Annotated in this window: 16 protein-coding genes; 7 read left to right on the forward strand and 9 right to left on the reverse strand. The window is 69.5% G+C overall.

Annotated features, from left to right (window positions below):
• Positions 1 to 49: 49 nt before the first annotated feature.
• Both ACWFRF_RS28725 and ACWFRF_RS28730 read right to left on the reverse strand, forming a co-directional pair.
• Positions 50 to 739, reverse strand: a complete 690-nt coding sequence (locus ACWFRF_RS28725) for a response regulator transcription factor (RefSeq protein WP_358063879.1) — start codon at positions 737 to 739, stop codon at positions 50 to 52.
• Entirely contained in the window at positions 736 to 2,049 is a 1,314-nt protein-coding gene (locus ACWFRF_RS28730; RefSeq protein WP_452453190.1) for a sensor histidine kinase, read from the reverse strand. Before ACWFRF_RS28730 ends, ACWFRF_RS28725 begins: the two co-directional genes overlap by 4 nt.
• Positions 2,050 to 2,205: 156 nt before the next feature.
• On the opposite strand from ACWFRF_RS28730, the gene ACWFRF_RS28735 reads away from it, so the two are divergent.
• From ACWFRF_RS28735 to ACWFRF_RS28745, 3 genes are read left to right on the forward strand one after another with little or no spacing between them, the layout of a single operon-like run.
• Complete coding sequence (locus ACWFRF_RS28735) at positions 2,206 to 2,529, forward strand: hypothetical protein (protein ID WP_449964479.1); 324 nt, start codon at positions 2,206 to 2,208, stop codon at positions 2,527 to 2,529.
• 27 nt (positions 2,530 to 2,556) lie between these two features.
• Complete coding sequence (locus ACWFRF_RS28740; RefSeq protein ID WP_452453192.1) at positions 2,557 to 3,279, forward strand: ABC transporter ATP-binding protein; 723 nt, start codon at positions 2,557 to 2,559, stop codon at positions 3,277 to 3,279.
• Positions 3,276 to 5,768 (forward strand): ABC transporter permease, encoded by a 2,493-nt coding sequence (locus ACWFRF_RS28745; RefSeq protein ID WP_452453194.1) that lies wholly within the window; start codon positions 3,276 to 3,278, stop codon positions 5,766 to 5,768. Before ACWFRF_RS28740 ends, ACWFRF_RS28745 begins: the two co-directional genes overlap by 4 nt.
• 112 nt (positions 5,769 to 5,880) lie before the next feature.
• Here the strand turns inward: ACWFRF_RS28745 and ACWFRF_RS28750 are convergent, their stop codons facing one another.
• Positions 5,881 to 8,610 (reverse strand): serine/threonine-protein kinase, encoded by a 2,730-nt coding sequence (locus ACWFRF_RS28750; RefSeq protein ID WP_379316093.1) that lies wholly within the window; start codon positions 8,608 to 8,610, stop codon positions 5,881 to 5,883.
• Between the two features lie 154 nt (positions 8,611 to 8,764).
• On the opposite strand from ACWFRF_RS28750, the gene ACWFRF_RS28755 reads away from it, so the two are divergent.
• Positions 8,765 to 9,661: a hypothetical protein gene (locus ACWFRF_RS28755; RefSeq protein ID WP_452453197.1), complete on the forward strand. Its 897-nt coding sequence runs from the start codon at positions 8,765 to 8,767 to the stop codon at positions 9,659 to 9,661.
• Positions 9,662 to 9,671: 10 nt separating this feature from the next.
• Here the strand turns inward: ACWFRF_RS28755 and ACWFRF_RS28760 are convergent, their stop codons facing one another.
• Positions 9,672 to 10,337, reverse strand: a complete 666-nt coding sequence (locus ACWFRF_RS28760) for a response regulator transcription factor (protein WP_358105204.1) — start codon at positions 10,335 to 10,337, stop codon at positions 9,672 to 9,674.
• A gap of 9 nt (positions 10,338 to 10,346) precedes the next feature.
• Positions 10,347 to 11,510, reverse strand: coding sequence for a sensor histidine kinase (locus tag ACWFRF_RS28765; protein WP_452453199.1), 1,164 nt, complete (start codon positions 11,508 to 11,510; stop codon positions 10,347 to 10,349).
• A 167-nt stretch (positions 11,511 to 11,677) separates the two neighbouring features.
• Here ACWFRF_RS28765 and ACWFRF_RS28770 point away from each other — a divergent pair, with 167 nt between their 5' ends.
• Both ACWFRF_RS28770 and ACWFRF_RS28775 read left to right on the forward strand, forming a co-directional pair.
• Positions 11,678 to 12,439, forward strand: a complete 762-nt coding sequence (locus tag ACWFRF_RS28770) for a hypothetical protein (protein ID WP_452453201.1) — start codon at positions 11,678 to 11,680, stop codon at positions 12,437 to 12,439.
• 40 nt (positions 12,440 to 12,479) lie between these two features.
• Entirely contained in the window at positions 12,480 to 12,911 is a 432-nt protein-coding gene (locus ACWFRF_RS28775) for an SRPBCC family protein (RefSeq protein WP_452453203.1), read from the forward strand.
• An 84-nt stretch (positions 12,912 to 12,995) separates the two neighbouring features.
• On the opposite strand, the gene gatA is transcribed toward ACWFRF_RS28775, so the two are convergent.
• Both gatA and gatC read right to left on the reverse strand, forming a co-directional pair.
• Positions 12,996 to 14,483 carry an Asp-tRNA(Asn)/Glu-tRNA(Gln) amidotransferase subunit GatA gene (gene gatA, locus ACWFRF_RS28780; protein ID WP_452453205.1) on the reverse strand — a complete coding sequence of 496 codons (1,488 nt, stop codon included), beginning with the start codon at positions 14,481 to 14,483 and terminating at the stop codon, positions 12,996 to 12,998.
• Positions 14,480 to 14,776, reverse strand: coding sequence for an Asp-tRNA(Asn)/Glu-tRNA(Gln) amidotransferase subunit GatC (gene gatC / locus ACWFRF_RS28785; RefSeq protein ID WP_101466314.1), 297 nt, complete (start codon positions 14,774 to 14,776; stop codon positions 14,480 to 14,482). The genes gatA and gatC overlap by 4 nt, the downstream gene beginning before the upstream one ends.
• 298 nt (positions 14,777 to 15,074) lie before the next feature.
• On the opposite strand from gatC, the gene ACWFRF_RS28790 reads away from it, so the two are divergent.
• On the forward strand, positions 15,075 to 15,725 hold the full coding sequence (locus ACWFRF_RS28790; RefSeq protein WP_358105186.1) for an ACT domain-containing protein: 651 nt from the start codon (positions 15,075 to 15,077) through the stop codon (positions 15,723 to 15,725).
• Positions 15,726 to 15,730: 5 nt separating this feature from the next.
• Here ACWFRF_RS28790 and ACWFRF_RS28795 read toward each other — a convergent pair whose 3' ends face one another.
• On the reverse strand, positions 15,731 to 16,246 hold the full coding sequence (locus tag ACWFRF_RS28795; RefSeq protein ID WP_452453207.1) for a GNAT family N-acetyltransferase: 516 nt from the start codon (positions 16,244 to 16,246) through the stop codon (positions 15,731 to 15,733).
• A gap of 70 nt (positions 16,247 to 16,316) precedes the next feature.
• Positions 16,317 to 16,661 carry a hypothetical protein gene (locus tag ACWFRF_RS28800; RefSeq protein ID WP_378991589.1) on the reverse strand — a complete coding sequence of 115 codons (345 nt, stop codon included), beginning with the start codon at positions 16,659 to 16,661 and terminating at the stop codon, positions 16,317 to 16,319.
• Positions 16,662 to 16,665 lie beyond the last annotated feature (4 nt).

The raw sequence follows: 16,665 nt of genomic DNA on the forward strand, positions 1-16,665 counted from the left end.
CTGCACCAGCGTCCGCCTCCCACTTCTGGCAGGCCCGTGGACCTGCTTCTCAGTAGGAAGATTCTCCCGGTGTCACTACGCCGTGGTCAAACGCGAACACGATCGCGGCAGCGCGATCGCGCAGGTCGAGCTTGCCGAATATGTGTCCGACGTGGCTTTTCACGGTTACTTCCGAGATACCGAGTTCGGCGGCGATCTCGCTGTTGACCCGGCCCGAGCCGATCAATTCGAGCACTTCGTACTCGCGGGCGGTGAGTTCGCCGAGCCGGCGATCGGTTCGGGTACCGACCGGTTTCACTGTTCTGTACGCCGTGAGCACCCGTCCCGTCACCGAGGGATCGAGCCACGCGCCACCGCCGGCCACGGTGCGGACCGCGCGGATCAGATCCTCCGCGGGCGAATCCTTGAGCAGAAAGCCCGCGGCGCCCGCGCGCAGCGCGCCGGAGAGAAGTTGGTCGTCGTCGAAGGTGGTGAGCACCAGCACCGGTGGGGCGTCGGGGCGGGCGCGCAGCAACCGGGTCGCATCTATGCCGCCGACCCGCTTCATCCGCAGATCCATCAGCACCACATCGGGTCGTTGCGCGGCGACGGCGGCCGCGACCTCGTCGCCGTCGGCGCACTCGTTGATGGTGAAACCGTCGCGACGCCGCAGGATGCGACGCAATCCGCCGCGTACGAGTTCCTGGTCGTCGACTACGAGCACTGTCACCAGCTGCTCGATCGGCGAAGCGGTCGTCACGTGTCCTCCTGGGGTTTGTGCCAGAGCTTGCCCGGCAGCACGGCCGAGAGGGCGGCGCACGAGCCTGCTCGCAGCGGGAAGCCGACCCGCACGGTCCAGCCGTCGTCGCCGGTGCCCACGATGATCTTCCCACCGAGCAGTTCGGTGCGTTTGCGCATGCCGCGCAGTCCCATCCCGGTATCGCGGCGCAGCGCGGGCCCGAACGGCAGCGGATTCGACACGACCAGCGTCGCCGCCTCGGCCGAGACGTCGAAGCGCACCGTGGCGGGCGCGCCCGGCGCGTGCTTGATGACGTTGGCCAGCGATTCCTGACCGATCCGGTAGAGCGCGTGGCCGATGGCGCCGGAGACGGTGGCCAGGTCGCCGGTGCGCGCGTAGTCGACGGTGAGCCCGGCGCGGCGGAAGTCGCCGACGAGTTCGTCGATATCGGCGGCGCCCGGCTCGGGAGCCAGTTGCGCCGGGCCCGCGTCGAGCATGCCGACGGTGCGCCGGATGTCGGCCATCGCCTGGCGGCCGAGGCGTTCGGCCTCGACGAGCGCTTCCACCGCCTCGGTGACGTCGTCGTCGGTCTGGAGCGCGCGGCGGGCGGCGGTCAGGTGCAGCAGGGTGATCGAGAGCGAATGGGCGATCACATCATGGACTTCGCGGGCGATCCGGCGCCGTTCCTCGTCGGCGGCCTGACCGGAGCGGATCGCTTGATTCTCGCGCTCTTGATACAGGAAACGCCGCTGATACTGCAGCATCACCCCGACGAACATGCCGAGCAGGATGCCGATCACATACATCGGTAGTCCTTGCAGCGGCTGCTCACCCCAGTGCACGTGCCCGGCCACGTCGAACGCGACCAGTTCGAGGATCGCGAGCAGGGTGAATCCGATGGTCCACCCGCGCGAGGCGACCGCGGCCACCTCACCGGCGACGATCACCAGCACGAACGGCGCGAAGTCGGCGTTGACCGGCTGCAACAGGAACAGGGCGCAGGAAGCCAGCGCGCTGCCCTTCAGCAGCACGGGGTGCGGATTCACCCGGAAGATCGCGAACAGCGGAATCGGCAGGAACGCGGTGGCCATCGCCAGCAGCGGCAGCACACTCGGGAAGTACGCGTGCCGCTGGATCACCGCCGCACCGGTGACCACCAGCAGCGCGAGGTCGGCGGCCAGAATCACCGCGGGCGGATAGTCGTAGGGCAACGATTCGATGCGTTCGCGGACGGTGGTGAGCAATCGTGGCACCACGGCTCTGGCCGCGAACCGCTGCCGCAGGCTCACTCGGCCCGGCGCCTTCGCGGGGATGGCGTGGCTCACATCCATGATGTAAGGCTAGTCGCCACCTACCGGGCGAGCATCGTCCCGCGAACGGTACCGATCTCCTACCTGGGTAGGAGAAGAAGTCGGGTCCCCGGGACGACGATTCGGCCGTTCGCCGCCCGTAACGTTCGATTCACCCGCTCACGGAAGGTGAAGCCCATGACCTGGACCGATCTACACCACCGCACCGAGATCGTGCACACCGTGCTCGCCAGGGCAGCGGTCGACCCGAACGACCCGGCCCTGTTCGCCGGCCTCGCCGAGCTCGACACGCTCTTCGGCGGAGTCGACGGCCTGCTACAGGCGCTGGCCAACCGCTGGGACAATCATCTGCGCGTCAAACTCGAACTGGCCGAGATCGACGGCCGCACCCCGATGGAGGCCTATCTCGAGCTGGCCGCCGAACAACCGGCCCTGCGTGGGCTTCTCGACGCACGCCCGGCGATCGGGCAGACTACCCGCGACCGCGCACTCGCACGCTGAAACCCGAAACTCCCTGGGGGACAAGATATGCCCGACATCGAATCGCCACAGCAGCCGATGCTGGAGTTGACCCGGGTGGTCAAGCAGTATCGCGTCGGTGATCAGGAAGTCCGCGCGCTCGACGAGGTGAGCATGCGCATCGAAGCAGGCCAGTTCACCTCGATCATCGGGCCGTCGGGTTCCGGCAAGAGCACCCTGCTACACCTACTCGGGGCGCTCGATCGTCCCGATGAGGGCTCGATTCGTTTCCGCGGCACCGAGATCGGCGATCTCGACGAAGACCAGCAGGCCGCGTTCCGGCTCGAGCAGGTCGGCTTCATCTTCCAGTTCTTCAACCTGCTCCCCACCCTCTCGGCCTGGGAGAACGTCGCCGTGCCGAAGCTGTTGGACGGCACCGGCTTACGCAAGGCCAAGCCGCGCGCGCTGGAACTGCTCGATCTCGTCGGCCTCGGCGATCGCGCGCAGCACCGGCCCGCGGAGCTCTCCGGTGGGCAGATGCAGCGCGTGGCGGTGGCCAGAGCGCTGATCATGGATCCGCCGCTGATCCTGGCCGACGAACCGACCGGCAACCTCGACTCCAAGACCGGCGCCGCGATCCTCGCGCTGCTGGGCGACATCACCGCGCAGGGCAACTCGGTGGTGATGGTGACACACGACATGAGCTCCGTCGACTACTGCGACCGGGTGATCACCTTGCGCGACGGTCGGATCGGCGCGGACGAGCGCGTCGCTTCGCGAGTCGACGCATGATCGCCGCCGCCATCGATCGATTGCGGCTGTTCAACTTCGGTGAACTGCTCCGCCATCCCGGTCGCACCCTGATGTCGGGAGCCGTGATGGGAGTCTCGGCCGCGCTGATAGTCGCGGTGCTGAGCATCTCCGGGTCGGTCACCGGGTCGGTCGACAAGCTCACCAAGGGTCTGGCGGGCACCGCCGAACTCGAGATCACCGGTATCACCGACGCGGGCTTCGAGCAGTCACTGCTACCCCGGATCGCCGCGACACCCGGGGTGGCGACGGCGGTGCCGATGCTGCGCGGCACGCTCGGCGCCGGCCCTGACCGGGCACTGCTGATCGGCGCGGATCAGAATATCGGCGCGCTCGGCAGCGATCTGGCCGGACCGATGTCGCAGTACACCACCAAGCTGCTCAGCACCGAGCGCGGCGTGCTGGTCGGCGCGGCCATGGGTCTGCGCGAGGGCGACCCCGTACCGATCGGGGCAGGCACGGCGAAGGTGGCTGCCGTCCTCGACTCCGAGGCGACCGACCGGCTCAACAGCGGACACGTGGTGGCGGGTCCGCTGCCGCTGATCCAATTCCTCACCGACCGGGTGGGCAAGCTCGATTCGGTGCAGATCGTGGTGCGGCCCGGCACCGATGTGGCCGCGCTGCGCACCGCACTCACCGATGCGGTGGACGGCCGGGCAGTGGTGGCCGAGCCGGGTCTGCGCACCGCGCAGGCCGGTGGCGCGATCCAGATCATGCGGTATTCCACGCTGATGTCGTCGGCGGCGGCGCTGATCGTGTCGGCCTTCTTGATCTACAACGCGATGAGTATGGCGGTGGCGCAACGCAGGCCGACGCTGTCGCTGTTGCGGGCGATCGGCGGCAAGCGGGCCCCGATGGTGCGTGATCTGCTCGTCGAGGCCGCGATGCTCGGGCTGATCGGCGGGGCGATCGGCGCGGGAATCGGTGCGCTGATGGGGCGGTTCGCGATCGACAGGCTGCCCGCCGCGATCGTGCAATCGGTCGAGGCGCGCACCGAATTCCAGGTGCCGAACTACGCGATCCCCGTCGCGATCGCCGCGTGTGTGGTGGCGACGGTGCTGGCGGCGTCGATCGCGGCCAGACAGGTGTACAAGGTCGCCCCGGTCGAGGCGTTGGCGCCGGTGGAGGCCAGCGATGCCGCGGCGACCAACTCGGTGTTGCGCTGGGTCGCCCTCGCCGCGGGTGTGCTGCTCGGTGCGGCGGCGGTGGCTATCGCGTTCGTCGACCTCGGGCGACTGTCGCTGGCCGCGATCACCACGTCGTTCACCGCGACGGTGTTCCTGTGTTTCGCCGCCACCGGTCCGATCGTGCGCGGATCCGCGGCGATCGCCCGCTGGTTCGGCGCGCCGGGCGCGCTCGGGGCGACGACGCTGGAACGCGCGCCGCGCCGCGTCTGGGCCACCGCGATGACGGTGATGATCGGCGTCGCGGCGGTGGTCGCGCTCGGTGGGGCATCGGGCAACATGGTGAAGTCGGCGACCGATTCGTTCCAAAGTCTCGGCGACACCGATCTTTACGTGAGTCCGAGCCCCGTCGAGCAGTTCCCGACCGGGCCGGTCCTGCCCGACGGCCTGGCCGCCCGGGTCGCGAACGTCCCCGGCGTGGAACGGGTGAGCCCCGCCCAGATGGCCTTCGCGACCATCGGCAGCGGTCGGGTGATGTTGCAGGGCTATCCGCCGAGTACCTCCGATACCCGTCTCGGCGCGGTCGATCGGGCGGTGATCGACCGGATGGAGCGGCGCGAAGGTGTGGTCATCACCCGTGACGTGGCACGGTCGCTCTCGCTTGCCGTCGGCGACGAGATCACCATGCCCACCCCCTCCGGTGAGCGCAAAACAGCTGTGCTGCAAGTGATTCCGTACTTCACCGCCGTCTCCGGCGTGGTGATGATGAATCTCGACCAGATGCGGGAGTGGTATCAGCGACCCGGCGAGACGATCCTGTCGATCCAGTATTCGCCCGGCGCCGACCCCGACACGGTGCAGGCCGCGGTCCGCGCGATGGTTCCCCGCGAAATCCATGTCGACACCGGCGCCGACATGGTCGACGCGATCTCCTCGAGCGTCCAGCAGGGTGCGGCGATGAGCAACATGATCCTGTGGATCGTCGTCCTGGTGGCGACGGTGGCCTTGCTGAACACCCTGATGCTGTCGGTCCTGGAGCGACGCAGGGAGCTGGGGGTGCTGCGCGCCATGGGCACCAACCGCAAGTTCCTCCTGCGCTCGGTGCTCGCCGAAGCCGCGGGCATCGGATTCATCGGCGCGGCCATCGGTCTGCTCGTCGGCGTCGCGGTGCAGTATCTGGCCACGGTGGCGATCGGGCATGCGATGACCATCGACATCGTCTACCGGCCGAGCCCGCTGATCGCGGTCTACGGTGCGGTCGCGCTGGGCCTGGCACTGCTGGGCTCGATCCCGCCCGCCCTGCGCGCGGCGCGGATGCCGATCGTGGCCGCGCTGGCAGTGGACTGACCTCGGTCGCCGCGGCGCCCGGCATCTCAGCCCGGCGCCGCGGCGACGCCTTCCCTCGCACCGTCACCTCGGTATCGCGGGTCTACCACCCCGGGGTCGGCCCCGTCATCGATCAGAGCGGAACTTCGTCCCACCACGCGATGACCTCGTCCTGCGCCGAGGGGCGGGTGGCCCCGCCGGTGCCGCTGCTGCCCCGGCGACTCACCACGACAAGGTAATTCGCGCGGGCGGAGTCGCCGGGGAAGCTCAACACCTGGTGCGCGGTCTGGACGCGGATGTTCGCCGGATCCGGAACCACCCACCGCTGCAGCGAGAACGGCACTTCGTCCTTGCTCCCCGCGTAGCGAACGGTCGCGGGCAACGCCTCCAGCACCGACCGCGCCTGGCTCGCGTTCGCGTACTCGAGCACCAGGTAGCTCAGCGCACCCGCTTGATTGTCGGACCGCTCGCACTGCCACCCGGTCGTGATCGGAGTCCACTGCAACGCAGGCTCTTTCCACGCCAGCTCGCTGACATTGCGCACCCCCACACACCGCGCCCCCCGATACCCCACACCATCACTCATCTGCCCCTGCGGAACCAAGGTCGGGAAAACCCGCCGACTCTCCGCGAACGAATCCGCCACCTCGGCCGCCGAATTCGACGGCCCGCTCGCGCCGTCTTCCACGTCGGGACCGTCGTCGTCTCCGGGCAACACCACCACGACCAACGCGACAACCAACGCGACCAGCACCAGAACCAGTGCCACCAACACAACCCACCCGAACCGCTGCATCCCCGACACCCGTCGAGGCACCGGCCAATACCCCCGATGCGGCACCATCCAGGGCCCCCGCGGCCCGGACCGCACCACCCCGTGCTGCTGACCCGCACCACCCGGCACGACCGGACCACCCGACTGCCCCGCCGCCGCCGACTGCCCCGCGTCTACCTGAGGCCCTGCACCACCCGGCTGACCTGGGCTGCCCGGCTGACCTGGGCTGCCCGGCTGACCCGCGCTGCCCGGCTGACCCGCACCACCCGGCTGACCTGGGCTGCCCGGCTGACCCGCACCGCTCGGCTGTCCGGCAATGCTCGGCTGAGGCGCATTGCTCGGCTGACCGGCATTGCCCGGCTGACCGGCATTGCCCGGCTGACCCGGATTGCTCGGCTGACCGGCAATGCTCAGCTGTCCGGCAATGCTCGACTGTCCGGCAATACTCGGCTGAGGCGCATTGCTCGGCTGACCGGCGTTACCCGGCTGACCCGGATTGCTCGGCTGACCCGCATTGCTCTGTGCTGCGCTACCAGGCTGTCCCGGCTGGCTGGACTGCCCTGCGGCCCCCTCCGGCGCCACAGGCCCGGCTGGGGCCGCGTTCGAGGCCCCAGCGATCGAGGTCACCTCGGTCAAGGCGGCCGCGTTCGCCGCGTCCAGCTCGCCCGCGTCGCGCATCGACACGACATCGGTTGCCGCAGTGGCCGATACCTCGCCGGACTCCGCACCGCCGGTCGCTGCGGCGGTGTCCGATCGAGCCGCCGTGGATGACGGCTTGTCGAGAGACACTGGGCTGGAAGATATTCCGGCATCGACCACGGGCACCGCCACAGCTTCGGCGACCCCCGGCGCGGGGCGCTGCACGCCCGCGGATGGCGGCACGGCAGCCGAGGCCGCGACCGCAGGCGCAGCGGCAGCCAGGGGCGCCGCACCAGGCGCAGCGGACCCGGATCGGCGCGCATTCGGCTGTCCGGCAGCGGAACTCGCGGCCGGACGCTGGGCCACCGGAGGTACTTCGCCGGGCGGCACCACACCACTGGGCGCGGCCGGGCGCGGGGCGACCGGCGGGACAGCTCCGAAAGGCCGTGAGGGTGGTTGCCAATGAGGTTGTGGCGCAGGCTGTCCGGGTGCGCCTTGATACCCGGGCGGTGCCATACCGGGCGGCGCGAAAGGCGCGGCGGGCCCTTGTTGCGGGGCGGGCGGGTAGTAACCCGGCACCGGGTTCGCGGGCGGGCGCGGCAGGACCGGTGGGGTCGTGGAGGTCAGCGCCTGGCGGGCCGCCTTGGCGAACGCGGCGCAGGAATCGAACCGTGCCGCAGGATGTTTCGCCATCGCGGCGGCGAGGACGGCGTCCATGATCGGCGGCAGACCCGCGCGACGCAGCGCCAGGGGCGGCGGCGGGGCGTAGAGGGTGCCGCGGATGATCTCGTTCGGGTCGGCGGAGTCGAAGGGCGCCAGTCCGGTGAACAACCAGTACAGCGAACACGCCAACGAGTACTGGTCGGAGCGATGGTCGAGCTCGGCGCCGGTCATCTGCTCCGGTGACGCGTAAGCCAGTGTCGCGGTGAACATTCCCTGCTGGGTGAGGTGGGTGGAGTCGGCGCGGAGCCGGGCGATGCCGAAGTCGGTGAGGAAGACCCGCTCGCCCTGGCCGCCGGTGGAGCGGGCCAGCAAGATGTTGGCGGGCTTCACATCTCGGTGCAGCACTCCCCTGCCGTGCGCGTAGTCCAGCGCGTCGGCGACCCCTTCGACGATCTGCACGGCCCGCTCGGGTGGCAGCGCCATCGGGTCCACCGTCGCCGCGTCGATCCCGTCGACGTACTGCATGCTGATCCAGAGTTGTTCGCCCTCGGTCCCCCGGTCGAAGACGGTGACGATGCCGGGATGGTCGAGCCCGGCGGCGAGATCGGCCTCCCGTTCGAACCGCGCGCGAACGCGCTCGTCGGCGAACAGATCCCGGTTGAGCAGCTTGAGCGCGGTGAGCCGGTCCAGGCGCGGATGCCGGGCCAGATACACCGTGCCCATGCCGCCCTGGCCCAGCATCGCCTCGATGGTGAACCCCGCGAACACCTCACCGATGTCGTGCACTACGACCCCCTTCCGACCGTGTGACCACGTTCATTCGAATTCTCGCCGAAAATCGGTGAAACTTGCTAACAGTCGTCCGGGTGTGACCGGACGCGTTCGACGAGAAGTTTGCACCGCCGGAGCACGCGCAATGGGTGGTGGGGAGGATTCGGTGGTGAAGTCGACCGGAACGACGGCTGCCTGTCGCAGGCTGCTGCTCTGTGGGGTGCTGGCAACTGCCGCACTGTCCACCTCGTGTGCCACGCCGGGCACCCCGACGGCGGTGAGTGCGCCCACGGTTACCGTCAACAGCGAAGACGCGTGGCATCCCGGTCTGTCGATCGGGCTGCCCGATTCGCTGGCCGCGGAGTTCACGCTCTTGCAGTCGAAGCTGCCTGGCCAGGTCGGCATGGCCTTGATGCCGGTCGGCGGCGGCCGGATGACGATCTACGGCGACTGGACCACCGGCATCGCCTGGTCCACGATCAAGATCCCGCTCGCGGTCGCCGCGTTGCGCCACGACCCCGACCAGTCGATCTTCGAGATGGTGGAGGCCGCGATCACGGTGTCGGACAACGACGCCGCCGAAGGCCTGTGGGAATCCCTCGGTGACGCACCGGAAGCCGCCGACGCCGTGCAGCAGATCCTCGACGAGGCGGGCGACGCGGCCACCGGTAAGTCGGGCACCCGCACCGAACTCGACGGCACCTCCTTCGGCGGTACCGAATGGTCGCTGGCCAACCAGGTGCGGTTCGCGTCGCGACTGCCGTGCCTGCCGCAGGCCGAGGTCGTCACCTCGCTGATGGGTGAGATCACCGAGGATCAGGGGTGGGGTCTCGGCCTGCTCGACGACACCGAGTTCAAGGGTGGCTGGGGTCCCGACGACGTCACCGGGGTCTACACCGTGCGCCAGTTCGGACTGGTACCCGTGGGCAGCGGTCAGCTCGCGGTCGCCCTTGCGGCACAGGCCGATTCGGGCTCGTTCGACGACACCACCGCACTGCTCGACCGGATGGCGCTGCTGCTGGCCCGGCACCTGCCGAACCTGCGCGGCGGCGTCTGCCCGCGCTGAGCGCACCGGCTCAGCCGGGAACGACCAGGCCGGATTCATACGCCAGGACCACCGCCTGGGCGCGGTCGCGCAGCCCGAGCTTCGAGAAGACCTTGGAGACATGGGTTTTCACGGTCTGCTCGGCCACGAACAGCGCCGCGGCGATCTCGGTGTTCGACAACCCCTTGGCCACCAGTTCGAGCACCTCGCGTTCACGCGGGGTCAGGGTGCCGAGCGCGGGCGCCGGGGCGGCCCGCACGGTATTGCGCCTGCGGGTGACGTCGGCGATGAGCCTGCGGGTGATCGTCGGCGCGAGCAGCGCCTCACCGTCGGCGACCACCCGCACCGCACGCACCAATTCCTCGGCGGGCGCGTCCTTGAGCAGGAACCCGCTCGCCCCGATGCTCAGTGCCTCGTAGACGTAGTCGTCGATGTCGAAGGTGGTGAGCATGAGCACCCGCACCGGCGGATCGAGATTCGCGGTGAGGATCGCGCGGGCGGCGTCGAGACCGTTCATCTCCGGCATCCGCACATCCATCAGCACCACGTCGGGACGCAGCCGCTTGGCCTCGGCCACCGCCACCTTGCCGTCGGGCGCGTCGCCGACGACGCTGATATCGGTCTGCGCACCCAGCAGGGCGCCGAAACCCTGGCGCACCATCGCCTGGTCGTCGGCGATCAAAACGGTAATAGCCACCCAGTCACCCTAGTGGGTGGGCAATGTCACCGAGACCTCGAATCCGCCGCTGAGCGTGGGCGCCGCGTGCAGCTCACCGCCGACCGCGACAACGCGGGTGCGCATGCCGTCGATGCCGTGACCACCGCCAGCACCGGGCTGGGGCACCGTGGCGGTCGCCGCGTTGTGCACGGTCACGCTCACCTCCCCGGGATCGACCGCCACCGCGACGTGCACCGCGGCACCCGGTGCGTGCCGGGCGCAGTTGGCCATCGACTCCTGCACGACCCGATAGACGACCAGCCCGGTCGTCTCCGGCACCGATTCCAGATCCCCGGTCACCGTCCAGTCGACGGGCAGACCCGCACGCAGAGCCGACGCGCACAGAGCGGGCACATCCGAGGCGCGCGGCTGCGGCGCGTGTTCGGGCAGCTGGCCGTCACTGCGCAACACCCCGAGCAGGCCCCGGATCTCGTTGAGCGCGGTGCGGGCGGTGGCGCCGATCGACTCGAACTCGGCGCGCGAGGCCGGGTCGAGGTCGTCGATCCGGTACGGCGCGGTCTGCGCCTGCACCACGACCATCGACATGTGGTGGGCGACCACATCGTGCAGGTCACGGGCGATGCGGGCCTTCTCCTCGAGGATCGCCCGGCGCGCGCGCTCGAGCTCGGTCACCTCTTCCTGCCGCTCGAGCTTGCGCCGCGAGGCCAGCAGGATCCGCACGAGATAGCCGAACAGGGCCAGCGCGCCGAACCCCATCGCCCAGCCCCACAGCGGACCGGTGTCCGAGCCGGGCATCGTCGTGGCGAACAGCATCGAGGTGGCCGCCCAGGCGACGACCACGATCGGCACCGCGGCCCGCAGCGCCACCGCGAACAACAGCACGAACAGCACGATGATGTGCACGACCTGGAAGGGCAGATCGTTGTCGGCACCCGGCTGCATGCCGATCGAGAACAGCAGCGCAGCGCCGGCGGAGATCGCCCACCCCATCGCCGGGTTGACCCGCACGAACAGGATGGGGAAGGCCGCCAGGGCCGACAGCAGGGGCGCGGTGACCGGCGAGACCTCGTGGGTGACGAACAACGTCGGCCACGCGATGCTGTACAAAATCAGCGCGACCAGCACCGTTGCGAAGTCGAACCAGGTGCGCGCGGGTATTCCTCGCGCGGCGGGGCGCAGTGGTGCGGTCATGACAGTGAGCCTACGAACCGTCCGGTCAGCGGACCTCATACCCACGAACCGAATACGACCCCCTACCCTGGTGTGACCCCGGCGCCGGGCCTGCCACCCGCGCGCCCCGATAAACAAGTCCGTAGCGGGATGCCCGCCGCGTGACCCGCTCCTTACCGTCGGAGGCCATGAACACCCCGCTTCGCCCGGTACCCGCCGCTGCTCGGGCCCGTACCGCAGATTCCGCCGCCTCCGCGCCGTCCCCCGATTCCGCGCAGCACCGCCGTCGCAGCGGTGTCGCGCTGTGCACGGCCGGGCTGGCCATGGCCGCCGCCGTGGTCATGTCGGCACCGGGCGCCATGGGCGGCACCACCCCGACCGGCAGCGAGAACGTCGCGGCCGCCGCCGCGGTCCGCGCGCTCATCGACGACAGCCCGGACGCCACCTCGCTCATCCCCCGCGATTTCGGCTACAAGTTCGGTTACGACCCCGTCCAGCTGGACGGCCTACTGGTGAACCCGAACGGCGGCTGCTCCTCACCGGTGACGCTGCCCGCCGAGTTCGAGTCGGCGTGTAAGGCGCACGACCTGGGCTACGACGTACTGCGCTACGCCGAGCGGGTCGACGAACCCCTCGGCGGGTGGGCGCGCCGCTCGGTGGACGCGGCGCTGAACCGGCGTATCCACGCCTCGTGTCAGCTGCGCGACGACGAGTTCTCCCGTGCTCGCTGCGGCGTGATGGCCGATATCGCGTTCACCGCCGTGGACGTGAACTCGCGGCGTCAGGAGTACGGCGCACCGGTGGTCGAGAACGTCTTCGCCCAGACCGACCCGGCCGACCGGCCCAACCTCTGGCCGCTCGCGCGCACCGTCCTCGGCTTGTTCGCGGTGACAGCGGCCTCGGCCGTGATCATCGACGCGCTGCGCAAGTTCCGCCGGCGCTTCGTCTGATGCGGTTGCCGAAAACTAGAACATGTCCTAGTTTTCACACATGTCTCTAGTCATCGACGAAACGATCGAGATCGACGCCCCCGCCGCGAAGGTGTGGGAGGTGCTCACAGATTTCGAGCGCTACGGCGAGTGGAACACCTTCTGCTACGAGGCGTCGAGCACGCTGGAACCGGGCTCGACCATCGACATGCGGGTCCAGCTGGGCAGCAACCGCCGTCCGCAGCGGGAATGGATCCGCAGCCACACCCCGGGCGTCGAGTTCAGTTACACCATGAAGCCGGTGCCACTGGGCGCGCTGCACAGCCTGCGCTCACACACCGTCGTCCCGCTGGGCCCCGACCGGTGCCGCTACGAGTCCCGGTTCACCCTCGCCGGTTGGTTGAGCCCCCTGGTGACGGTGGCGCTCGGCAAGCACCTGCGGGCCGGCTTCACCGCGATGACGGCGGGCGTCGGCCGCCGCGCGGTGGCGTAAACACCCACCACCGGCGGGCACACCGCCACAAGCGGGGCGTACCAGGTTCTTTCGAACCGGCACGCCCCGCTCGGGGAGAATTTCTCAGACCGCGCTCGGGCTCGGCAGCGCGCCACGGGCCACCTCGTAGGCCGCGCCCACCCGGTACAGGCGGTCGTCGGCCAGCGCGGGCGCCATGATCTGCAGACCCACCGGCAGGTTGTCGTCGGCCGACAGACCCGACGGCACCGACATGCCGGGGTGACCCGCCAGGTTGGTCGGCAGGGTGCACAGGTCCGACAGGTACATGGCCAGCGGGTCGTCGACCTTCTCGCCCAGCTTCCACGGGGTGAACGGGCTGGTCGGCGAGACGAGCACGTCGACCTGCTCGTAGGCGGCGTCGAAGTCGCGCGCGATCATCGTGCGAACCTTCAGCGCCTGGCCGTAGTAGGCGTCGTAGTAGCCCGCCGACAGCGCGTAGGTGCCGATCATGATGCGGCGCTTGACCTCCGGACCGAAACCGGCCTCGCGGGTCAGCGACATCACCTGGTCGGCGCTGTGGCTGCCGTCGTCACCGACGCGCAGGCCGTAGCGCATGGCGTCGAAGCGCGCCAGGTTCGACGACACCTCCGACGGCATCACCAGGTAGTACGACGACAGCGCGTACTCGAAGCTGGGGCACGACACCTCGACCACCTCGGCGCCCAGTTCCTTCAGCACCGCGACGGCGGCGTCGAAGGAGGCGATGACGCCGGATTGGTAACTGTCGGAGTGCAATTCACGCACCACACCGACGCGCACGCCCGTCAGGTCACCGTTGGCGCCCTGCTTGGCGGCGGCCACCACCGGCGCCACCGGAACATTGCGCGAGGTGGAGTCGCGCGGGTCGTGCCCGGCGATCACCTCGTGCAGCAGCGCGGTGTCGAGCACGGTGCGACCACACGGACCACCCTGATCCAGCGACGACGCGCACGCGATCAGGCCGTAGCGCGAGACGGTGCCGTAGGTGGGTTTCACCCCGACCGTCGCGGTGACCGCGGCGGGCTGACGAATCGAGCCACCGGTGTCGGTACCGATCGCCAGCGGCGCCTGGAACGAAGCCAGCGCCGCCGCCGAACCGCCACCGGAACCACCGGGGATGCGGGTGGTGTCCCACGGATTGCGGGTGGGACCGTAGGCGGAGTTCTCGGTGGAGGAGCCCATCGCGAACTCGTCCATGTTGGTCTTGCCGAGAATCGGGATGCCCGCGGCCCGCAGCCGGGCGGTGACCGTCGCGTCGTACGGCGACATCCAGCCCTCGAGGATCTTCGAGGCACAGGTGGTCGGCATGTCGGTGGTGGTGAAAACGTCCTTGAGCGCCAACGGAACTCCCGCCAGCGACGAGGCGGGCGTTTCGCCCGCGGCGAGCGCGGCGTCGACCACGGCGGCCGCGGCGAGGGCTTCATCGCCCGCCACGTGCAGGAAGGCGTTGAGCTCACCGTCTACCTTGCCGATGCGATCCAGGTGCGCCTGAGTGACCTCGGTGGAGGACACCTCGCCGCCGTGGATCTTGCTCGCCAGCTCCGCGGCCGACAGCTGCGTCAACTCGCTCATTCGCCCTCTCCCAGGATCTGCGGGACCAGGAAACGCTGTTCTTCCACGGCGGGCGCCTGGTCCAGCGCCTGCTCGGGGGTGAGGCCGGGCGTGACCACATCGGGCCTGGTCACATTGGTCGTCGGATTCGGCGACGCGGTGGCGGGGACGTCGGCGGCGACCTCGGTGATGGTCTGCACGTGGCTGAGGATCGAATCCAGCTGACCGGCGAACTGGTCGAGTTCGGCGTCGGTCAACGCCAGCCGGGACAGCCGGGCGAGGTGAGCGACCTCGTCACGGGAGATTGCGGGCACCGCGGGACCCCTTTCGGCTTCGGTGGGCAGTATCGGTACAGCCTAATTCACACGGTCGCGAAGCAATCCACAGCCTGCGCATGGCCGGAGCGCAGGCGGAGGTACGCCTGATCGGCGCGTCATATCGGTTTCGACGCGCCCGCCCCGCGGCTCGGACGCACCCGCTGCACACGAAAGTTCGCGCATGTCGCGCCGATGGGGTCATACTTCGGGTCGAGAACCCGCGTTCAGGGGTGTAAGTATTGCTTCACCGGGTATTCGTCTCGAACAGCCCCGGCCGTTATGGAAAGGAACGCACGTGTCATACCTGCTCCGCGTGCAACTTCCGGATCGACCGGGAAGCCTCGGCTCCCTCGCACTCGCCCTCGGCGGGGTCGGCGCGGACATTCTCTCGCTCGATGTCGTGGAACGCGGCGCCGGGTTCGCGATCGACGATCTCGTCGTCGAAGTGCCTACCGGCGCACTGCCCGACACCCTCATCACCGCCGCGGAGTCGGTGCGCGATGTGAGCGTCGACTCCATTCGCCCGTACTCCGGCGTGCTCGACACCCACCGCGAGCTCGAGCTGATCGACCAGGTCGCCAGTGCTCGCGACGACCGGCTCCAGGTACTCGTCGACGGCTGCCCGCGGGTGCTGCGCGTCGGCTGGTCCACGATCATCGGCCTCGGCCCGGCAGGCGCCTACCGCATCGTCGGTAGCCCGAGTGCCCCTGAGACACAAGCGGGTTCGGCCCCGTGGATGCCCATCGAGAAGCCGATGTGGCTCGACGGTGAGGCCGAATGGGTGCCCGAGATCTGGCGCGACATGGACACCAAGCTGGCCGCCGCGCCGCTGGGCAACACCGGCAGGGCACTACTCCTCGGTCGCCCCGGTGGGCCCGACTTCCGGCCGTCGGAGGTGGCGCGGCTCGGCTACCTCGCCGGCATCGTCGCCACCGTCCTGAACTGATCGGGTCAGCGCAGCGCGAGCCGCATCACGAACAGTTGCAGTCCGTCGTGGGTGGCCCAATCACGTTCGGGCACACCGACGAAGCCGAGGCGCTCGTAGATTCGGTGGGCGTCGACCATCGAGAACATCGTGGTGAGCGCGACTGCGTCGAAACCGCCTGATCTCGCCTCGTCGACGACGGCGCGAACCAGCGCGGTGCCGACACCGAGTCCGCGTGCCCGCTTGGATACCGCGAGCATCCGGAACTCGAGTTCGCCGGGCTGAGCGATCTCCGCGTAGGGCGTGCCGGGCTTCGCGACGGTGAGCGAGCCGACGACCGCACCGTCGTGCACGGCCACGAGGACCTCGGACTCGGCGGCCCGGTGCGCCACGTCGGCGAGTTCCCGCACATAATCGTCCCCGTCGGGGACATAGCCGTCGCCCACGTACACCTCCACAGTCAGCGCGGCGACCGCGTCGTATTCGTCGGGGTGGGCGGGGCGGATCAGAAGTCCGGTGGTCTGCTCATCGGTACCGTGCATCCCCGAATGCTCCCATCTGGACGCTTGTGAGCTCCGACTCACCCATGCCCGGCGAGGTCGGTGAGGTCGCTCAAGAGCCGAGGTAGGGGCGCAAGCCGGGGTGCTCGGCGTGCCAGTCGTCGGGGTTGTGCGGTGGGTAGGCCACGGCGAGGTGGTCGCCGGGTGCGGGCCAGTGTGCGGCGTCCCAGGCGAAGCGGCGGTAGACGACCTTGCCGGTGATCGACGGACCGGTGACGGTGCCGGTGATCGTCACGTAGTGCTCGCCGGTCATCGCGGGCAGCGGGCTGACACCGGTCACATAGAGCGACCCGTGTTCGAGGTTCGCCCTTCCCCGGCCGGTCCGTCCGGAGACGACGGCCGCGATCGTCACCACCAGCATCGTCACCAGCGCTACCGCCATCACCACTTCGAGCATGCGC

The organism is Nocardia sp. NPDC055165 (genome assembly GCF_053606985.1).